Raw genomic sequence first — 19,766 nt, 5'->3', positions numbered from 1 at the left:
ATCATTTATATTAAATCGAATTATCATGAATTATATACATAAATTATTAAATGCTTTCCTTTTGGGTTTTGTGCTAATTGTATTTCTAATTAGTAATGGTTGTACAAAGTTTTTAACTCAAACTGATCCTTCCAATATTACATTGGACAACTTTTACACTACGGCTGAACAAGCTCAGAGTGTGGTAGATGCTACCTATGCGGATCTGCGACCCATTTATGATGGTGGTGGATTCGGAGGGTCTCCTTGGTTGATGTTAGAGTTTCCAACTGGACTTTCAAATACTACCATTTTCGGGTCAGCAGGCTCAATAAATTTCCCTATCCGAAATCTTAGCATGACTGCAGACAACCAATACCTAACAACCTTTTGGCGCAGCCACTATCGGGGAATTGCCAATGCCAATGTTGCTATTGCAAAACTTCCTGATATCGAAATGGATGAGAATCAGAAAAATAGGCTACTTGGGGAAGCTAGGTTTTTGCGTGCATACTATTATTTCAACTTGGTAAGATTATTTGGTGATGTTCCTTTAATTCTTGAGCCTTTAGATTTATCCTCAGAGCAACTAAATCCAAAAAACGCATCTGCTGTAGATATATATGATGCGATTGTTGATGACTTGGAATATGCTGAAAATTCGGGATTACCATTTACAGATATGAATGGTCGTGTATCTTTAGGAGCAGTAAAAACATTAATGGCCAGTGTATATCTTACTATGGCAGGTTATCCATTGCAGGCAGGTTCTAACTATTACACACTAGCTAAAGATAAAGCCAGCGAAATCATTAATTCCGATATGTTTTATCTTTTTAATACTTATGCCGACCTGAGGAATAAGGACGCCGAGAATATAGGAGAAAATATATTTATGGTTCAATACGATGAAAGCATTGCAAATCGTAATGGTTTTCAGCAATTATTATTACCTGCGAGTGTTGCCATTTCTCTTTATAGTGCTAACACTGGTATGATTTATCCAACAGCAGAATTCCTTGAGTCCTATGAGGCGGGGGATAAACGAACCCAGGAAAAGGAGTTTTATTACCGCGAGTTTACGCTTGCATCTGATCGCACTGAAACTGTTACTTTAGAAGATTGGTTTATATATAAATGGTTTGATCCGGTAGCACATACTGAGACGGCTTTAAGTGGTTTAAATTGGCCATTATTCAGATATGCTGAGGTTCTATTTATTTTTGCAGAGGCTTCTAATGAGATAGACGGACCGACAGAAGATGCCTTTAATGCAATAAATGCAATCAGGGAAAGAGCAGAACTTACTCCTCTTTCTGGATTAAATCAAGAGGAGTTTCGCAAAGCTATTTTGCTGGAAAAATGGCATGAGATGTGCTTTGAAAATAAAACTTGGTTTGACATGGTGCGACTAAGAAAAGCCTATAATTTTACAACTGGAGCATTTGATGATTTCGTAGGTCATGAGTTTGTGTTTGGGCCTATATTAACTGAAAATAATTTGCTTTTTCCTATTCCAGAGGCCGAAATCCAAAATAATGAGAATCTTATACAAAATCCAGGTTATTGAATGTCATGAATAACTGACAATGAATTTTTTATTTATTAGAGGTTGATGCTGCTCCTGCAAGCAGCTTCCGAGAGGTCCGCAGGAGCCGCATTCAAACCAATTGATAAGGACGGGATGTTAAGTATTGGAATAGGAGTTGAAAGCGTTGCTATTTATGACTTATGAAATTTAGGGGAAAAACGGATATATTCCCCTATTCTAAGCTCTTTCATACTGCCCCCTATATGAGAAACGGTAGCGCAGGGGCATCATCAAACCTATCTGTCCTAAAATGCAAGGTATTGTAAATATCACAGCTTTGTTGTTTAACAATTAAAAACACTATATGAAACGCCGATTATTTTTTAAAAATGCAGCTTGTGCCTCAATTGGATTCGGAATAACAAAGTATTCTACTAATGAAAAATCCAAAAGGGGCATACAGTTTTGCTTTACCGTCGAAGAAAATAGGCTTCAATTTTTTTCAGAGGTCATAAAGGAACCTATAAAGATTGTACATATAGCCGATACGCATTTATTTAAAGATGATGAAAGGGGGATACCTTTCCATAAGTATAGTAATCGAATGGCAAAGGCTTATAACCAAACTACACATTTTCAAACACGCATAAAAACGAATCCAGAGGAAGCCTTTGAACAAACACTAACATTTGCAAAAGAAGTAAATGCTGATGTAATTATTTTGAATGGGGATATTTTTAGTTTCCCGTCTGAAGCGGCAATAGAGTGGGTTCAATCAAAATTGAAGGATACGGGCATTCCTTACATTTATAATGCCGGGAATCACGATTGGCATTATGAAGGGATGGAAGGGACGTTGGAGTCTCTACGTGATACTTGGATTGAAAAGCGATTATTGCCATTGTATCAAGGCAATCACCCTTTAATGGCGGCTTATGATATTAAAGGAATCAGATTTTTGGCTATTGATAATTCTACCTACCAAATTAATGAGGAGCAATTAGGCTTTTTTTCAGACCAAGTTACTAATGGAATGCCATTGGTTTTATTGGTACATATACCAATGTATGCGCCAGGAAAGAGTATTTTATTTGGTTGCGGGAATCCGAATTGGAGAGCGGCCACAGATTCCAATTTTGAAATAGAAAGACGTCCTAAATGGCCGGAAGATGGACATACTTCAACAACGCTGAAATTTCACAAGAAAGTTTTCACTGCTCCGAATCTACTTAACATTTTATCAGGACATGTCCATCAAAATTCTATTGAAATAATTAAAGGAAAACCTCAAATAGTTGCAGAAGATAACGCCAGTGGAGGTTATTTAGATATCGACCTTTTACCTATGAATGAACAAGATAAAAAGTTGATATTATAATTAATTATTGCTATTGGTCTTGGTAGTCTAAACGGGTGTAATTTTCCTTAGTCACCATCATTTTTTTCTCTACGTTCTTGATATTGTCAAATTCAAAGGTACACATCTCCAAAAAATGGTCAATAGCCGAAGAAACCCAACATCTTTCCTTGTCGATTTTACCGATTAATAATTTGCTTTCCCAACTGCCGCTAATAACGGAAAGGTGGGGCCATTCCAATAGAAAATCAAAGAGCATGGCATCATTTTTTAAAGAATTATAAAGAAGCAGTATCTAATCGAAAATGGAAAGCACTTCCACCTTTTGTGCAAAAAACTGAAAGTGAGAGTCCAGATTACCCAAGTCTTCATTATACCAGTGACCAAACCGAAATAAATGAGTTTTACAATTTAACCGGTAAGCAAATCGAACTCTTGCGTGAGAAATATCAGATTTCTAGGTCGACAACTAAGAACGACATAATTAGAATTTTTGAGGAGCAATCAGGAATACTACTATCCATTTCAAAGAAAATAGATGAATTTCAAATGGATAGTATTCAGCTACCGTTACCATATATTGGTTTGGTAACTTTTAAGGAAATTCTATATTTTACACTAAATCATACATCACATCATTTTAACTCAATCAAAAACCTATCGAAGTAGACTTTTTGACCTTTACAAATCAATCTCGATTATTTAAAATCACAAGATTTGGGGAATTTCACATTATTGAAGAGGATTTAGCAATAATCCTCAAATTTAAAAATGTCACTTAATAATTTCACTAATTAAAATTACTGGTCTTATATCTGTATAATTAGCAAAATCAGATCTTATGGTATCAATGTTTGATCCAATTGATGCCTGATAATCGCTAAGGTTTTTCACATAAAAAGTACCAATAGCTATGAATGCCATGGGTGTATTAGGAGCACCGCTGGCAAGCCCTTTTTCAATAGTGTAGTTTACCAAGTTTGATCCAAGATACTCTGCAACCATAGGCATATGTTTGGTTTCATAATATTTCATATCAAAAGTTGTATCCTCTGAAAATGGGTACATGATAGACACTTTAATCTGACCTATTTTCGAGGTTTCCGAACTGCGATTGTTAATTTTAGTAGATGACTTGTTCTGACTTAATCCATTATAATTTATAGTCAAAATTAATACCGAAACAATAAGTTTGAATTTCATAGTTTACTTTTTAAAAATTAAACGTAACATTCTTATTTTAAGAATGAAAAACCAAATGTCAGGATAAACTCTATATTTGCAAAACGCTATTTTTCGATGAAAACAATCGATAAAATCGATTTAGGATTATGGAACTAAGGCAGCTGAAATATTTTCTGAAGGCAAAAGAATTATTAAACTTTACCGAAGCTGCTAAAATGTTGAATATTAGCCAGAGTACACTGTCGCAGCAAATTAAACAACTTGAAACAGAATTAGATGTGCCATTGTTTGATCGAATTGGTAAACGAGTACTTCTCACAGAGGCAGGAAAAATGTTCAGTGTGTATGCGTTGGAATCTATAAATAAGGCCAACGAGGGGCTATTGCTTTTAAAGGATCTGAACAATCTAATTACTGGAAAAATTATAATTGGCGTAGTGTACTCCATGCGAATTATCTTTGCAAAGACTCTTGCTGAATTTGCGGTCCAATACCCCAATATTAAAATACAAGCCATCTTTGGTACCACGAAAGACCTTCTTGAAAAGCTTAATTCTCATGTATTTGATTTTGTCTTGACATTTCACGAAGGTCCTAAATTATCTCATTTGAAATATCAAAATCTACTAAGTTCAAATATGGTATTGGTAGCTTCTAAAAAATTGGCGCTGGCGAGTAAAAAAAGTATTAGTCTTGAAGAAGTTGCCCAGCTTCCATTGGCATTACCCTTCAGTGGTTATAGCACAATTCAATTTTTTGTCGATTCATTCAACGAAAAAGAACTTTATCCCAATATCTGTATGGAAATTAATGACATTCCTACTTTATTTGAAATCGTTAAGACAGGTAATTGGCATACTATTTTGAGTGATGCTAGTATAAATGACTCCCAAGTGATAGGAATACCGATTGAAGGAAAAAAAATGAAACGAAATATAATGATTATTTCTCTTAAAGAAGCTTATGAAAAGAAAGCTGTGAAAAAGTTCTATGAACTATTGATGGGAATTTCAGAGTATAAATCGTGAATTGAGTCCAGCAATTTTGTTCTGATTTTAGTTTTATTGGAATTGAGTTGCACTTAGTCTTAAAGAAGGCCTGGGCTAAGCTCTGATTCAATAGATGTTTTCTTTCATGTACAAATATCAATATTACGGTTTAAAAAAATCAGAGATTTTAGCGTACAAAACTGCTGTGAACAGTTTAAACCGTTCAGGTACAAGGCCATGAAGTGCAAGGTTCTTAGCTGTGCTAGACCATGTTCATTTCAGTAATAAATTTTATATCTTAGTATTTTAAAATACGAATCAACTGGTGTTCATTAATGATAACCATTACCTGGCTCTCCCCCGAGCAATTGAATTTTTTCAAGATAAAACCTAAACTATAACTAAAGATAAATATCATGGGCAAAAATGATAAGGTGGTGCCATTAAACACTCCGGAAGAAGAAGCATCATCAAAAATTGAAATCATCAAAAACCTGATTTTTGGTGAGAATATAAAGACCTACGATTCTGAATTTGAGACCCTAAAGAGAGATATTCTTGATAAAAAGAAGATTTTAGAAGATTTAATCGAAGAAGTAAGACAAGATTTAAAAACGGCCATTGATAATGTTGCTACTGATGTAAACATCAGAATTACCGAACTTGAAGATAAAGTCGATGAAAAAATCGACAGTCTTGAGACGGAGAAAGTGGATAAGAAAATGCTTGGTAAATTGCTTATCGACCTCGGCGAAAAAGTTAGTGATAAATAGGTAGGTTGCGCTTTGCAACAAAGCTCCGTACCAAACTTTAGTTGATTCTTTTAGGTTCTGACTTAGCAAGTTCAAGGTTTAAGAAAACCGTGAATATAGTTCTGAAAATTTTGCGCTAATGAATGAAAACGATAAAATTCAGATTTTAAAGGATATTCTTTTCGCAGAAGATAGCGTGTATATTGAAAAAATTGCCCATCGCATTGAAAACCTTGAAAATACGATAAACGACAAACAAAAATTCTCTTCTAAAGTAGACCCGATCATACTTCAACAACTTGAAGAGTTTAAAACAAGCATTCCTATTACTCTAGGGCCAACTATTACCGCGACCCTAAAAGCCGAAATCAATAAGAATAAAGATGAGGTAGTTGATGCACTTTTTCCTATTCTAGGAAAAATGATTAAAAAGTATATAGCGCACGAAATCAAAATGCTATCAGAAAAAATAAACCGTCAGCTTAGCTTTCAAGATAAGGTAAAATCTTGGTTCGGTAGTTCGTCAAGAAAGCAAGAGATTATCAATGAACTTGTGGAGAGCCATATTGAACAGGTTCTTCTGATTGAAAAGGAGTCCGGTCTTTTAAAGGCCAGTTATTCGATTACCGAAACAATTGATGAAGAAATGATTTCAGGTATGTTGACCGCCATAAAACATTTTGTCGAAGATGCATTTGGAAAGAAAAACCAAAATTTAGAGCTTATCGATTACGAATTATATCACATTCACCTTCAGAGCTTTAACGATTATTATATAGCTGTAATACTTTCAGGACATTATACCACCCAGGCCAAAGATAAGGTGCAGAACCTTATTTTTGACTTCTTCGAAAAATTCACGCAAACGGAAGGTTATAGAACCCTTGATACAGAAAATATAAATCAACAGTTAGCACTCAATTTTAGGCATGAACATCTCTAAGAAAATAGTTGTTTTGGGGCACTTTGGCGTTGGAAAAACGTCTTTGATCCGTCGCTTTGTTGAGAATAGCTTCTCCAACGATTATAGAGTTTCTATAGGTGTACACATTCTTAAAAAAAAGGTAGAAGTCTCTGTAGACGAAACAGTTTCTCTTATTATATGGGATTTGGAAGGCACCGATAATATTGCAGCTATTCGCCAATCTTACTTACTGGGTACCCATGGGGTCATATATGTTTTCGATGTTACCAGACCTATAACTTTTCAAGCCATAGAAGAAGACCTTACAGCCCTGAAATCTAAGGTTCGCAATGTACCTATGAAAGTCGTGGGCAATAAATTGGATATGGTTGTTGAAGAAGAAGTTAAAAAAGTACTGTTAGAAAATAAAATATCATTTGATTACCTGACCAGTGCCAAAACAGGTGATAAAGTCAATGACTTGTTCGAACAATTAGCTAAAATGCTTACCCTTGATGCTAAACAAATTTAAGGAAGAATTTAAGAAGCATAAACTACAATTCATTAGCACTGATTTGAACGGAATCGTGCTTGAAACTGATCAGACTTTATTGCCGATTGAAAAGAATGTCGATATTGGCACCATACACCCCTTTTTCTTCAATCTTTCTGAAGTTCTAAATATCGAACAAGAGAAGGCAGTGTTTCATTGCATACAGCTGGGGGAAACTGTTGAAGAGCTTACGGTCGACATTGAAATTTATCGCAAAGAGGATCATTTTCTTATAGTCATCGAAAATCTCACTGAACATTACCTAAATTACCAATCATTGGCCCAATCGCGCAATGAAACTAGCATAGATTCTGAACTTGTACTTCTCAAAAATCTCGAGCTACAAGAGCGCGAACGTTTCAAAAATGAATTTATACAAAATTTCAGTCATGAATTAAGAAATCCGCTGACCAACATTATCGCCCTGACCAATATTCTTCAACGCTCTAGACTTACAGAAGAGCAAGAAGGTATTTTAGATGTGCTCAAAAATGCAACTTCTGACCTAAAATTGATGTTAGAAGATATTTTGAGCATAGCAATGATAGCTAAGGGTAAGTTAGCGCTGAACCCTTCTGTTTTTAATTTTGAGCAATTTTTAGAGTTCTTAAGGCTGACCTATACTGCCAGGGCCAAAGAAAAAGGACTTGACTTTTCAATTTCGACAGATTCAGCCATACCAAATTATCTCGAAGGCGATCGACTAAGATTACTTCAAGTATTGACCAACTTATGCGATAACGCCATAAAGTATACTGAAAAAGGTAATGTTAAGCTTCAGGTAAAGCTAAACCAAAAGAGGGCGAATACGGTCAGTTTGCGATTTAGCGTACAAGATACAGGCCTTGGTATTTCTACTGAAAACCTAGACCGAATTTTTGAAAGTTTTGAGCAATTAGGTCGAACAGAAGGGGCCGGGCTGGGTCTAGCCATCGTGAAGGGCCTTTTACAATTAATGGGCAGCACCATAGCCATAGAATCTACAGTAGAAGAAGGTTCACATTTTTATTTTGACCTAAAGCTTAATTTTCCGTTGCATGTACCTGAAATACCCAATATCGACAATGCACGTCTAAAGACAGTTAGAAAAGAAAAATATAGTGTGCTCTTGGTTGAAGACAACGAACAGGTTCAAACCAGTCTTTTCAAATCGCTTATAGAATCAGGGGAGTTTTTCATAGATGTTGTTAGTGATGGCGCTCTGGTTATGCAAGAAATTATTGATTCGGGCTATGATATTATTTTGATGGATGTGAACTTGCCCAATATAAAGGGTGATCAGTTAACAAAGGTAATACGAAGCTTTCCTTTTAAGAATATCAAGAACATACCTATTGTAGGCATCACGGCTAATTCATTTGAAGAACAGTTAAGAGCTTATAAAAAAGCAGGTATGAATGCCGTGCTAACCAAACCTTTCGATGAATTGGAACTCATCAAAACCATGCGCCGATTATTAAAATAGGATTTTAACAATTGTAAGAATTGGACTACTATTTATGTATTTCATCGAATTTATCACGTCTTTGGTCGATATCTTGAAATACGATTATTCATATTCTTTGAATCAATTACTTACCTATACTTTTATAAAGCTTTGAAAAATATAGCTCTTCGCTATACTGAACACTAACCATGTTTTAGAGCAAAAAAATATCGAATCTATACTATTATTTAGAACAGATTCGCATGTTTGATTCAATTGAAGTTCCCCCTTTTATTGATATTAAAAACATCACTGTAGTAGTTTGGTTTAGGTTACACAGAGATTTTTCGAACAATTATAGGCTATGTATAGGGTTAGGAAAGTAGCCTATATAAATGTTCCCCCAGGGACATTCAAGTTAATTCTTGAATTGTCCCTTTTTTGTTAAACATCCGAAATACTAGTGCTCGGTATTCTTATATCTGCCCAATTTTCCGTTAATTTTAAAATTCTCCCATTCAAATTTTGGTTAAATTCACTAAAAGTTAATTACTGCATAAGTATTTCTTAACACAATAATATTTACAAATAGTAATATTTTGTCGATTATTGCATAATAAAATTTACTATTAGTAAACTTATAATTTTGAAACTCGGTAAGAAAGATATTCGTTTTATTACCTACGGAGCCCTAGCTTCCTTTGGCACATACTTCTGTATGTATGCCTTTAGAAAACCGTTCACTGTGGCCACCTATGAAAATCTCTCTTTTATCGGTATAGACTTTAAAATTGTGCTGATTATTTCACAGGTTATTGGCTATATGCTATCAAAATTCATAGGTATCAAACTAATATCTGAATTAAAGCCGAAAAATCGCCTCCCCTATCTATTGGTAATGATTATTTTGGCAGAATTGAGCCTGATACTTTTTGGCTTTTCAGTTGCTCCCTATAATATTTTATTCATTTTTCTTAACGGCCTTTCTCTAGGTATGATCTGGGGGGTCGTTTTCTCTTATCTAGAAGGTCGAAAACTGACTGAAATATTGGGTGTTATACTGTGTTCAAGCTTCATACTTTCAAGCGGCATAGTCAAATCTGTAGGCCTTTTGGTCATGAAACATCTTAATGTAAGCGAGTTCTTAATGCCTGCCATTACCGGCGCATTATTCTTGCTTCCATTTGCTGGTTTTGCCTTCATGTTAGACCGAATGCCACCGCCTACACTCGAAGACAAGGTGCAGCGTGAAGAACGATTGCCCATGACCCGTAAAGACCGTAGAAAAGTAATCGCTAACTTTTTCTTTCCGATAGTAATCCTTGTTTTCTTTTATATCTGTCTTACGGCAATGCGCGACTTTCGTGATAATTTTTCGCGTGAAATTTGGGATGAAGTCGGTTATCAAGGCAATACCTCCATATATACACTTTCAGAAATTCCTGTGGCTATTATCGTTCTACTTTCCATAGGTATGTTTGCCTTTATCAAAAGTAATTATAAGGCCTTTTTATCATATCACTATCTATTAATAGCCGGTTCATTGCTGGTGGGCCTTAGTACTTTTCTGTTTCAGTTGTCCGTTATCGGCCCTGCTCTGTGGATGGTGCTCGTGGGTCTTGGTCTCTATGTTTGTTACGTACCCTTCAACTGTATATTTTTTGACAGAATGATTGCCACGTTTCACATCAAGGGCAACGCAGGTTTTTTGATATATATCGCCGATGCTTTTGGTTACCTGGGTAGTATGGCAGTTTTACTCTATAAAAATTTTGGGCAGGGGTCTATTTCTTCTTTAGAGTTTTTCACCCAAGGCACTTATCTTATTTCAGGTATAGGTCTAGCCGTAGCTATATTATCATTATTCTATTTTAAGAACAGGGCCAAGAAAGCATCACCCGTTCAAGATGAACCTAATTTAACGAACACCTATGAACAACTCATATGACCTTATCGTTCTGGGCGGTGGGGTACTCGGTACTTTTCATGCCTACCATGCCATTAACAAAGGGTTTAAGGTGGCTCTGATAGAGAAGGATGCCCAGCCGCAAGGTGCTACCGTTCGAAATTTCGGGCAGGTGGTTCCTTCAGGTATGGATAGTAAGTGGCAGAACTTCGGAAGAGAAAGTTTAGCCATCTATAAAGAGATACAATCACAATTTGATATTTCGGTAAGACAAGAAGGAAGCATCTATTTGGCTTCCAATGAAGAGGAAGTTCAACTGCTTGAAGAGTTGAAAGAAATCAATGACTCTAACTCCTACTCATCTGAACTACTGACCAAAAAACAATGTTTGGAGAATTATCCTAATTTAAGGGAAGATTATGTAAAGGCCGGACTATTTTTTCCTGAGGAAGTAAAGGTAGAACCCCGTGTAATGATCAATAGACTGCATCAATACCTCAAACAAAAAGGTTTAGATATATATACTGGGGAAACGGTTCTAGAGTGTGATGCCTTACGGAGTGGGGTTCAATTATATACCTCAAAAAGTCGCATTCTTTCCTCTTCCAAGGTCATTATTTGCAACGGGAGCGAATTTAAAATACTCTATCCAAAGCTGTTTGAAGAAAGTGACTTAATCGTGTCTAAGCTTCAAATGATGCAAACTAAGGCACAACCTAATTATATGTTGCCCAGCTCGGTACTTACCGGACTGTCGATCAGGCGATACGAAGCTTTTGCCGAATGCCCATCTTATGCAAGTATAAAAGAGAAGGAAGACTCCGAATCGTTCGAAAGAAAATGGGGTGTTCACATTTTATTCAAGCAAGCCGCCGACGGCTCTATAATTATAGGCGATTCTCATGAATATGCCCCTGCCGGCAGAATCGATAAACTTGGCTTCGACCTTAATATGGATGTTGATAATTTCATCATCGAAGAGGCCAAAAAGATATTTGACCTACCCACTTACGATATTCAAAACCGTTGGTTCGGTATGTACTCGCAATGCCAGAATTCAGACATCTTTCAACATACTATTGATGAAGATATTCATATAGTTACCGGAATCGGTGGAAAAGGTATGACCGGTAGTGCCGGTTTTGCAAAACAAAATATAAACTCAATATTTAATTTAGAACATGCATAACATTGAACTTGCTGTTTTCGATATGGCCGGTACGGTCGTAAATGAAGACAATGTGGTATACAAAACTTTACAAAAAGCTATTAATGAAAATGGGTACGACCTCAGCCTAGATTATGTTTTAGAACATGGTGCCGGAAAAGAAAAGCATCAAGCTATAAAAGATATTTTGGCAACGGTCGGTGCCGATCCTGTACAAGAACCATCAGAACCTATTTTCGAAAATTTTAAAGTTTTACTTGACGAGGCCTATAAAACACTTGAGGTCACCACTTTTGAAGGGGTCGAAGCCAGTCTGGCCAACTTAAAATCACAGGGAATAAAAATTGCTTTAAATACGGGCTACAATCGAAAAATAGCAGAACTCTTACTTCAAAAGATGAACTGGAAGCAAGGTGAACAATACGACGCCTTGGTTACTGCAGATGATGTCACAAAAGGTAGACCAGACCCTGCTATGATTCTCGAAGCCATGAAGGTTCTCGATGTTCAAGATTCAAAAAAAGTTATTAAGGCCGGTGACTCAATTATAGATATTGAAGAGGGTAAAAATGCTGATTGTATTGCAACAGTTGGGGTGACGACAGGTGCTCACACTGAGGCTCAATTAAATTCTGCCCAACCCACTTATGTTCTCAATTCTTTAAAAGATTTATCAAATTATTTTAAAGGATAGAATGAGCCAACGTTTTTAAAACGAACCGGCTGTGAGAAATAGAGTCTACGCGAAATCTATTTTCTTGCAGCCTAATTTTAAATAAAGAAATAAAGAACTAACATTTTCGAAGAAATCGACCCCTTATTAATCGGCACGTGTGGAATTCTGCCATCAAAGAAAATAGAATCCCCTTCTTTCAAAAGCACTTCTTCACCTCCGATATCATAGTAACATTCTCCTGATAGAATGTACTTAAACTCAAAAGCATCAGTAGTAACCTTATCGCGTTTCGAGTTGGGTGCCACTTCAAGTAAAACAGTTTCGAACCCTAGAGAAGAAAGTTGTTTGCCGAAAATATAGGTATATGAAAAACCGACGGCCTCATCTTCTTTTTCAATAGCAGAATTATCCTCTTTTCTCGATACGATAAAATTCGCTCCGTTTACTTGGGGCATTCCGTTAAAAAAATCGGTTACCTCAAACTCTAACGAGTTTATTATTTTTAAAAGCACGGGCAAAGAGGGTATGGTACGCCCGTTTTCAATTCGCGAAATCAGCCCTCCGGTAACGCCGGCTCGACCAGCTACATCGCTAATGGTCTTACCTCCGCCCTTTCGAATTTCCTTTATTCTCTTTCCTATGCCTATTAAGTAATCTTCCATGGTAATATCAAAAATACAAACTTACCCCTAAATTGAATTGTCAGAAATTTAGCTTTCCGAATATTAAAATATCATAAAGTACGCCTTCCACAAACAAATACTCAAAAATTAATAAAAATTGAGTATTTGTAAATAATAATTTCATAACTTTTACGTAACACTCCCCCGTAAAAAGTTGCAATTATTTAATACTAACAAGCATTTTATCTAACCTCGAGCTTAGATATTTGCCAATCTACAATAACCAACAATTTACAAATACGAAAAAAATGAAAAAATCACTACTCTTGACAATCTTTGCTCTTTTTGCAGGCATTGTTGCTCGTTCCCAGACTACTTTTCAGGGTTTGGTTCTAGATGAGAACAATGTTCCGCTACCTGGAGCTTCCGTAGTAATCAAAGGAAGCTCAATCGGTACAGCCACCGATTTTGACGGTAACTTTGAGATTGCTTTACCAAAAGGCAACGAAATACTTTTAGTATCTTATATCGGGTATCTTTCCTCTGAATTTGATGCCTCTGGAAAAACAACCGGCACTATAAGTCTACAATTAGATTCTCAACAATTAGACGAAGTTGTAGTAACAGCTCTGGGCATTGAGCGTGAAAAAAAATCTTTAGGTTATGCCTCCCAAGAGTTGGGTAACGACGAAGTTACCCAAGCGAGGGAACCGAATCTACTAAACAGCATCTCCGGAAAAGTGGCCGGATTGCAGGTAACCAATAGCCCAACCGGTTTAGGTGGCTCGGCGAGGGTCTCAATTCGAGGTGATGCTTCTTTGAACATTAACGGCAACTCGCCTTTGTTCATTATTGACGGAACACCGATAAGCAATGAAATAGTTGGCTCCAGCGGTTCTGGTACTCAAAGTGTAGATTATGGTAACGGCGCTTCGGAAATCAACCCCCAAGACATCGAATCGATGAACGTTTTAAAGGGTCCCGCGGCGGCGGCTCTTTATGGTTCTCGGGCAGCGAATGGTGCAATTATAATCACTACAAAAAAAGGTAAATCGCAAAGTTCGAAACTTGGGGTGACCATAAATTCGGGGTTGACCATTGAAAATGTTTTGATGTTGCCCGATTGGCAAAATGAGTATGGCCAAGGAAACAATCAACAATTTGAATTCGTTGATGGCAGCGGCTCAGGTAATGCTGATGGGGTAGATGAAAGCTGGGGGCCACGGTTGGACGACGGACTAACAATAGCCCAATTCGATTCTCCCAGGGCAGACGGAACAAGGGGAGGAGACACCTTTGTAAGCGACTCCCCGATTACACCTACACCTTGGGTCTCTAACCCGGATAATACGAAAGATTTTTTTGAGACCGGTATAACCAAGACCAACAGCATTGCCGTCTCCAAATCAGGAGAAATGGGAAATATGCGCCTATCTTATCAGAATCTAGATCAAGAAGGCACATTGCCCAATACAGATCTACGAAGAAATAGCTTAAGCTTTACCGGCAGTCTTAACTTAAGCGATAAATTAAAGGTTAATGCCAATTTAAATTATGTAAAAACCGACAGTGACAACCGGCCGGCCGTGGGTTATGGCACAGAAAGCATCATGTATCTCTTTATCTGGTACGGAAGACAATTAAATACCAATAACCTTAGAGATTACTGGCAACCAGGTTTAGAAGGGGTACAGCAGTTCAATTACAACTATAATTATCATGACAACCCTTACTTTACAATGTATGAAAACACGAATGCACAAGATAAAGACCGTGTTTTCGGTAATGTAAGTTTAACATATGATATTAACGACAACTTTAGTTTCTTGTTCAGAAGTGGTCGAGATTTTTATCGTGACTTCCGAATAAGAAAACGAGCATTTAGCACTCAACGTTTTCCTTTTGGCACTTATCAAGAAGATGATGTTTTCTTCGAAGAAAGCAATACCGACTTCTTGTTGACTTATGATAATACCTTCAACGAAAAATGGAATATTAACCTATCTGTTGGCGGTAACCAATTGCGTCAAAAGCAAGATTTTAAAAAGAGTGTTGCTCCACAACTAATCAACCCTGGGGTGTATTCATTCAATAACAGTAGACAAGCAGTTCAAATTGGGTCTGACAATTATTCTAAACGCATTAATAGTCTTTACGGGTATGCACGTCTTGCCTATGACAATTTGTTGTTTCTAGATCTAACGGGAAGAAACGATTGGTCTAGCACCTTACCATCAGACAACAATTCTTATTTCTATCCGTCTGCAACATTAAGTGCGGTGGTGAGCGAGATGATAGAGAAACCTGATTGGTTATCTTTTCTAAAACTAAGGGCGGCCTATGCAGAGGTGGGTAACGATACAGACCCTTATAGGTTAAGAAGTTTTTACCAGAACGAAACTTCTTTTGGTGATTCAACCCCAATCTTAACAGAATCGGCATTGATTCCTAATGCAAATCTTAAGCCTGAAATTACAGGTTCTTATGAATTCGGATTGGATTTACGTCTCTTTCAAAGCAGGGCAAACTTTGACCTTACTTATTATGACAGCTCTACTAGAAACCAAATTATCAATATCAGCACCGATATCGCCAGCGGTTACTCAAGCCAGTTAATCAATGCCGGTGAGGTTCGCAATTATGGTTTTGAAGCCATTGCCAACTTTGTTCCGGTTGTAAACGACAACTTTAAATGGAACGCAATTTTCAACTTCGCTACCAACCAGAGTGAAGTTAAAGACTTGGGCGGTGTAGACTTTACACTGACAAGTGCAAATGGCGCATTTATTCAGGCTAGAGAAGGCGGTTCGATAAGTGCCATCTACGGAAGAGGTTTTCAAAGGGTAACCGATGAGAACAGCCCGTATTTTGGTCAGAAAATCATTAACAATCAAGGCATACCGATTCGTACAGACGATTTGGTATATCAAGGGGATTATGCACCTGATTTCACCCTAGGTATACAAAACACTTTCAAGTATAAAAATCTTGACCTCGGATTCTTGGTAGATACCAGACAAGGCGGCATAGTGGTATCGAGAACCAAGACCATAGGCAGCACTTCAGGGCAATTACAAGAAACATTGGAAGGTAGGGAGACGGGCATTGTTGCCGAAGGAGTGATAAACACCGGTTCAGAGGAAGCGCCGAACTTCGTCGAAAATACCATTAACGTCGATGCCCGAACTTATAACAATAGATATTATGAAAGGGATAATGTGGAAGCTGCTAAGTATGATGCTTCATATACCAAGTTGAGAGAAGTGACTTTGGGTTACTCCTTTCCACAGAAAATCACCGATAGATTGTCTCTATCTAACTTGCGTTTATCACTAACGGGAAGAAACCTATTATTATGGGCCGATAATCCTCATTTTGACCCTGAAACGGTTGGTGTTTCCGGAGGAACGCTGCAACCTGGCATAGAGAACATGTCTTACCCAAGTACCCGTTCATTTACGTTCAACCTACAGTTAAGTTTCTAAAGTAGTATTACCAAAATAATTATAACACTATGAAAAATATAGTATTAGTATTAGCTACCCTCTTGATAGTTGTAAGCTGTACAGAAAATTTTGAAGAACTAAATATCAACCCCAATTACCCTGCATCCGCACAACCAGAACTATTGCTGCCCGGCATACAAAGAGAAATGGCTTACAACTGGGGCGACCAAGGTTGGGAAGAAGGCTTTACCGTGGTACAATATGGCGCCCGATTACAATTTACCAGTGGTGATACCTATAACTGGTCTCCATCTGGCGACCCATATGACAATGCCTATGCCTCGTTAAGAGATGTAGAAAACATTCTTAGGGACACCAAAGATGTGCCAGAAGCGCAGAACTATTATGGGGTAGGCCTCGTAATGAAATCTTGGATCTATTCTTACCTGACAGATGCCTACGGAGATGTGCCGTATACCGAAGCCACGAAAGGCATCAGCGATGGAAATATTACTCCGGCGTTTGATAGACAAGAAGTTATTTATGATGGTATTCTGGCCGATCTTGAAACAGCGAATACGCTCTTGGCCGGACAAAGCAATATTTCCGGCGATATCTTCTATGATGGAGACATTCAGAAATGGCAAAAATTCGCCAACTCCCTAAGGTTACGCCTCCTAATGCGAATTAGTAATGTGGCAAATGCCAAGACTGTTGCCGGCATGCAACAAATACTTGCAGACCCTGCCACCTATCCAATTTTTGAGAACAATGACGATATGGCCTTCGTTCAGTGGAACGCGCTTAACCCGCAACCAAAATATGAGACAAGGTCAGGTAGTTTTGATGAAGTGCGTTTGAGCCAAACCTTAGAGACCAGGTTAAAAGAATTGAACGACACACGATTGGTAGTTTTTGCCCAGCCTACTACAAACTCTGAAAAAGGAATCTATTCTGATAATTTTGACGATTATGTCGGTATGCCGAACGGTTTGGATGACGAGGCCGCATTAGGATATAGCCCTACCGGCAACCCTGAGGAATCTGGGTCTAACTATATATCAAGATTAGGAATATTATTAGGATGTAGGGCCTGTAACCCAGAACAAGCATCGGCTACCGCATCACAAACCATTATTATGAGCTATTCAGAACTTCAGTTCATTCTTGCTGAAGCACGGGAAAAAGCATGGATAACTGTTGGTGATGCAGCTACCTATTACGAAAATGGTATTAAGGCCTCTTTTGATTACTATACCCAACGTGTTACCGCCGGCGGATGGTCAGAAATTGCCACAGCTATGCAAGCAACAGATTTAGATGCTTACATTGCCCAAGAAAAAGTAGCCTATGCCGGAACGGCAGATGAAAAACTGGAAAAAATTGCCCTTCAAAAGTGGATTTCCCTTTTCTACACGGGATTTGAAGGATGGTCTGATTGGCGAAGAACTGGAATGCCAGAGGTAATTCCAGGACAAGATTCGGCAAACGATATGATGGTACCCGTACGTTTTCAATACCCGAACTCGGTAAAATCTACCAATAATGCCAACTATGAAGCGGCCGTGCAACAGATGGGCCCCGATAATATCAATACAAAACTTTGGTGGGATGTGGACTAAATCACCAAAATATCGAACTTCAAAAATGACCATAGCGCTTTTTGTGCTATGGTCTATTTACATGCATGCCCAAAAGGCTCCAACACAAAAAATCGAACACGTAGTGGTAATAGGTTTTGACGGACTCAGCCCAGATGGACTTAAAAATGCCGACACCCCGACCTTTGATAAATTAATTGCGGAAGGCGCTTCGACTATGCACGCCAGGGCCGTACTGCCAACAAGCTCGAGCAGTAATTGGGCCTCTATGATCATGGGCGCAGGTACCGAACAACATGGCATTACCTCCAATGCCTGGGAACGTGACAACTTTACTTTACCGGCCGTAACCCAGAGTGAAGAATTCTTATTCCCCACAATATTCAAGCTGGTTGACACGAACTTTCCTAATAAAGAGGTTGGCGCCATTTACCACTGGGGCGGTTTTGGTAGATTATTCGAGAAAAGTGCTGTCGATTATGATGTAAACCCTGAATCAGAAGATGAAACGGCTAAGGTTGCCAGCGAATACATCCGATCAAAAAAGGCTAAATTCACTTTTGTTCATTTTGATCATGTCGACCATGCGGGTCATGAATATGGTCATGGAACCCCACATTATTACGAATCCGTAGAAAAATCAGATGAACTTCTCAAAGAAGTCATGAACGCTATTGAAGCAGCAGGCATTTCAGATAGAACCTTGGTCATCATTAGTGCCGACCATGGCGGATTGGGTAAAGGTCATGGAGGCGAATCTCTTCAGGAAGTTGAAATTCCATTTATTGTTTGGGGGCCGTCGGTTAAAAAAGGACATACCATTTTACACCCCGTTTATCAGTATGACAATGCGGCCACCGTTGCTTTTGCTTTAGGATTAGAGATACCCCATGCTTGGATTGGCAAACCTGTCAAGTCGGCTTTTAAAGGTTTTATATCGAATGATGTTTACCCTACTTTGATTCAGTTACAACAACCTTCAATTTTACCTAAATCTGAAGGTTATAAAAAGGCAGGCGGCCTTTTTAATGAGAAGGCTGAGGTGATAATAGAAAATCCCAATACCGAAGGTGAAACTCGCTATACCACAGATGGTAGTTTTCCGACTAAATCTTCCGAACGCTACCTAAAGCCTTTTCAATTAACCGAAAATTCAGTGGTGAAAAGCGCTATCTTCAAAGAAGGTAAAATAAGAAGCATGGTAAGCGAGGCCTATTTTAGATTCAATCCTAAAGACACCCCAAAGCCAGTTCAATATGAGGTTTTTTATTTAGAAGGATTGAAATTTGTCCCCGAATTGAAAAATAAAAAAGCTGACGTTTCCGGTCATTCTTTTGAAATTGCTTCCGATGAAATTAAAGATAAAATCAAAGCAAATACCGCAGTTCGGTTCACTTCTCAGATTCAAATCAATGAAGCGGACACTTATACATTTTTTACGCGCTCCGATGATGGCAGCAAACTTTTTATAGATGGAGAACTGGTCGTAGATAATGACGGCGACCACGGGGTCAAAGAGAACGGTGGGCAAATGAAATTAGAATCGGGGGCACACAAGCTTGAGGTTCTTTGGTTCAATGGAGGTGGTGATGGTTGGCTCGATGTTTTCATCGAATCGGGAAAAATGGCCAAACAAATACTACCAAGCTCCATGTTAAAAAAATAGATCG

17 protein-coding genes are annotated in these 19,766 nt (G+C 38.0%); 14 read left to right on the top strand and 3 right to left on the bottom strand.

The features are described 5' to 3' along the window. Window positions 1-25: 25 nt before the first annotated feature. Both IV512_RS05520 and IV512_RS05515 read left to right on the top strand, forming a co-directional pair. On the top strand, window positions 26-1,549 hold the full coding sequence (locus IV512_RS05520) for a RagB/SusD family nutrient uptake outer membrane protein (RefSeq protein ID WP_209401427.1): 1,524 nt from the start codon (window positions 26-28) through the stop codon (window positions 1,547-1,549). Between the two features lie 325 nt (window positions 1,550-1,874). Beyond that, window positions 1,875-2,888 carry a metallophosphoesterase gene (locus IV512_RS05515; RefSeq protein WP_209401425.1) on the top strand — a complete coding sequence of 338 codons (1,014 nt, stop codon included), beginning with the start codon at window positions 1,875-1,877 and terminating at the stop codon, window positions 2,886-2,888. A gap of 10 nt (window positions 2,889-2,898) precedes the next feature. Here IV512_RS05515 and IV512_RS05510 read toward each other — a convergent pair whose 3' ends face one another. Next, window positions 2,899-3,126: a hypothetical protein gene (locus tag IV512_RS05510; protein ID WP_209401423.1), complete on the bottom strand. Its 228-nt coding sequence runs from the start codon at window positions 3,124-3,126 to the stop codon at window positions 2,899-2,901. Window positions 3,127-3,194: 68 nt separating this feature from the next. Between IV512_RS05510 and IV512_RS05505 the strand changes: the two genes are divergently transcribed. Then, on the top strand, window positions 3,195-3,536 hold the full coding sequence (locus IV512_RS05505; RefSeq protein ID WP_209401421.1) for a hypothetical protein: 342 nt from the start codon (window positions 3,195-3,197) through the stop codon (window positions 3,534-3,536). Between the two features lie 105 nt (window positions 3,537-3,641). Here the strand turns inward: IV512_RS05505 and IV512_RS05500 are convergent, their stop codons facing one another. Continuing rightward, on the bottom strand, window positions 3,642-4,070 hold the full coding sequence (locus tag IV512_RS05500; RefSeq protein ID WP_209401419.1) for an EthD family reductase: 429 nt from the start codon (window positions 4,068-4,070) through the stop codon (window positions 3,642-3,644). 128 nt (window positions 4,071-4,198) lie between these two features. Between IV512_RS05500 and IV512_RS05495 the strand changes: the two genes are divergently transcribed. From IV512_RS05495 to IV512_RS05460, 8 genes are all read left to right on the top strand, one after another. Further along, window positions 4,199-5,080 (top strand): LysR family transcriptional regulator, encoded by an 882-nt coding sequence (locus tag IV512_RS05495; RefSeq protein ID WP_209401417.1) that lies wholly within the window; start codon window positions 4,199-4,201, stop codon window positions 5,078-5,080. 377 nt (window positions 5,081-5,457) lie between these two features. Next, window positions 5,458-5,814 carry a fructose 1,6-bisphosphatase gene (locus tag IV512_RS05490; protein ID WP_100870195.1) on the top strand — a complete coding sequence of 119 codons (357 nt, stop codon included), beginning with the start codon at window positions 5,458-5,460 and terminating at the stop codon, window positions 5,812-5,814. A 118-nt stretch (window positions 5,815-5,932) separates the two neighbouring features. Then, window positions 5,933-6,736, top strand: a complete 804-nt coding sequence (locus tag IV512_RS05485) for a roadblock/LC7 domain-containing protein (protein WP_100870196.1) — start codon at window positions 5,933-5,935, stop codon at window positions 6,734-6,736. Continuing rightward, window positions 6,723-7,229, top strand: coding sequence for a Rab family GTPase (locus IV512_RS05480; RefSeq protein WP_209401415.1), 507 nt, complete (start codon window positions 6,723-6,725; stop codon window positions 7,227-7,229). The genes IV512_RS05485 and IV512_RS05480 overlap by 14 nt, the downstream gene beginning before the upstream one ends. Then, window positions 7,213-8,715, top strand: coding sequence for an ATP-binding protein (locus tag IV512_RS05475; RefSeq protein ID WP_209401413.1), 1,503 nt, complete (start codon window positions 7,213-7,215; stop codon window positions 8,713-8,715). Before IV512_RS05480 ends, IV512_RS05475 begins: the two co-directional genes overlap by 17 nt. A 607-nt stretch (window positions 8,716-9,322) precedes the next feature. Further along, entirely contained in the window at window positions 9,323-10,624 is a 1,302-nt protein-coding gene (locus tag IV512_RS05470) for a DUF5690 family protein (RefSeq protein ID WP_209401411.1), read from the top strand. Then, on the top strand, window positions 10,608-11,771 hold the full coding sequence (locus IV512_RS05465; RefSeq protein WP_209401409.1) for a TIGR03364 family FAD-dependent oxidoreductase: 1,164 nt from the start codon (window positions 10,608-10,610) through the stop codon (window positions 11,769-11,771). The genes IV512_RS05470 and IV512_RS05465 overlap by 17 nt, the downstream gene beginning before the upstream one ends. Continuing rightward, entirely contained in the window at window positions 11,764-12,444 is a 681-nt protein-coding gene (locus tag IV512_RS05460) for a phosphonatase-like hydrolase (RefSeq protein ID WP_209401407.1), read from the top strand. The genes IV512_RS05465 and IV512_RS05460 overlap by 8 nt, the downstream gene beginning before the upstream one ends. Window positions 12,445-12,521: 77 nt before the next feature. On the opposite strand, the gene IV512_RS05455 is transcribed toward IV512_RS05460, so the two are convergent. After that, entirely contained in the window at window positions 12,522-13,088 is a 567-nt protein-coding gene (locus IV512_RS05455) for a helix-turn-helix transcriptional regulator (RefSeq protein ID WP_209401405.1), read from the bottom strand. 269 nt (window positions 13,089-13,357) lie between these two features. Between IV512_RS05455 and IV512_RS05450 the strand changes: the two genes are divergently transcribed. The 3 genes from IV512_RS05450 to IV512_RS05440 are packed head-to-tail and all read left to right on the top strand — an operon-like array spanning window position 13,358 to window position 19,762. Next, complete coding sequence (locus IV512_RS05450) at window positions 13,358-16,534, top strand: SusC/RagA family TonB-linked outer membrane protein (RefSeq protein ID WP_209401403.1); 3,177 nt, start codon at window positions 13,358-13,360, stop codon at window positions 16,532-16,534. A 29-nt stretch (window positions 16,535-16,563) separates the two neighbouring features. Beyond that, a complete protein-coding gene (locus IV512_RS05445; RefSeq protein ID WP_209401401.1) occupies window positions 16,564-18,117 on the top strand; it encodes a SusD/RagB family nutrient-binding outer membrane lipoprotein in 1,554 nt (517 codons plus the stop codon). Then, window positions 18,107-19,762, top strand: coding sequence for an alkaline phosphatase family protein (locus IV512_RS05440; protein WP_209401399.1), 1,656 nt, complete (start codon window positions 18,107-18,109; stop codon window positions 19,760-19,762). The genes IV512_RS05445 and IV512_RS05440 overlap by 11 nt, the downstream gene beginning before the upstream one ends. Window positions 19,763-19,766 lie beyond the last annotated feature (4 nt).

This window comes from Pseudozobellia sp. WGM2, from assembly GCF_017810075.1.
In the GTDB taxonomy this organism is placed as follows: Bacteria; Bacteroidota; Bacteroidia; order Flavobacteriales; family Flavobacteriaceae; genus JADNYK01.
This window is presented reverse-complemented; position numbering and strand designations above follow the sequence as displayed.

Excerpts from the sequence above, each read along its gene's own strand:
- IV512_RS05450 (WP_209401403.1), top strand. The coding sequence starts at position 13,358 with ATGAAAAAATCACTACTCTTGACAATCTTTGCTCTTTTTGCAGGCATT.
- IV512_RS05515 (WP_209401425.1), top strand. The coding sequence starts at position 1,875 with ATGAAACGCCGATTATTTTTTAAAAATGCAGCTTGTGCCTCAATTGGA.
- IV512_RS05445 (WP_209401401.1), top strand. The coding sequence starts at position 16,564 with ATGAAAAATATAGTATTAGTATTAGCTACCCTCTTGATAGTTGTAAGC.
- IV512_RS05480 (WP_209401415.1), top strand. The coding sequence starts at position 6,723 with ATGAACATCTCTAAGAAAATAGTTGTTTTGGGGCACTTTGGCGTTGGA.
- IV512_RS05485 (WP_100870196.1), top strand. The coding sequence starts at position 5,933 with ATGAATGAAAACGATAAAATTCAGATTTTAAAGGATATTCTTTTCGCA.
- IV512_RS05520 (WP_209401427.1), top strand. The coding sequence starts at position 26 with ATGAATTATATACATAAATTATTAAATGCTTTCCTTTTGGGTTTTGTG.
- IV512_RS05460 (WP_209401407.1), top strand. The coding sequence starts at position 11,764 with ATGCATAACATTGAACTTGCTGTTTTCGATATGGCCGGTACGGTCGTA.
- IV512_RS05440 (WP_209401399.1), top strand. The coding sequence starts at position 18,107 with ATGTGGACTAAATCACCAAAATATCGAACTTCAAAAATGACCATAGCG.
- IV512_RS05475 (WP_209401413.1), top strand. The coding sequence starts at position 7,213 with ATGCTAAACAAATTTAAGGAAGAATTTAAGAAGCATAAACTACAATTC.
- IV512_RS05495 (WP_209401417.1), top strand. The coding sequence starts at position 4,199 with ATGGAACTAAGGCAGCTGAAATATTTTCTGAAGGCAAAAGAATTATTA.
- IV512_RS05490 (WP_100870195.1), top strand. The coding sequence starts at position 5,458 with ATGGGCAAAAATGATAAGGTGGTGCCATTAAACACTCCGGAAGAAGAA.
- IV512_RS05455 (WP_209401405.1), bottom strand. The coding sequence starts at position 13,088 with ATGGAAGATTACTTAATAGGCATAGGAAAGAGAATAAAGGAAATTCGA.
- IV512_RS05510 (WP_209401423.1), bottom strand. The coding sequence starts at position 3,126 with ATGCTCTTTGATTTTCTATTGGAATGGCCCCACCTTTCCGTTATTAGC.
- IV512_RS05465 (WP_209401409.1), top strand. The coding sequence starts at position 10,608 with ATGAACAACTCATATGACCTTATCGTTCTGGGCGGTGGGGTACTCGGT.
- IV512_RS05500 (WP_209401419.1), bottom strand. The coding sequence starts at position 4,070 with ATGAAATTCAAACTTATTGTTTCGGTATTAATTTTGACTATAAATTAT.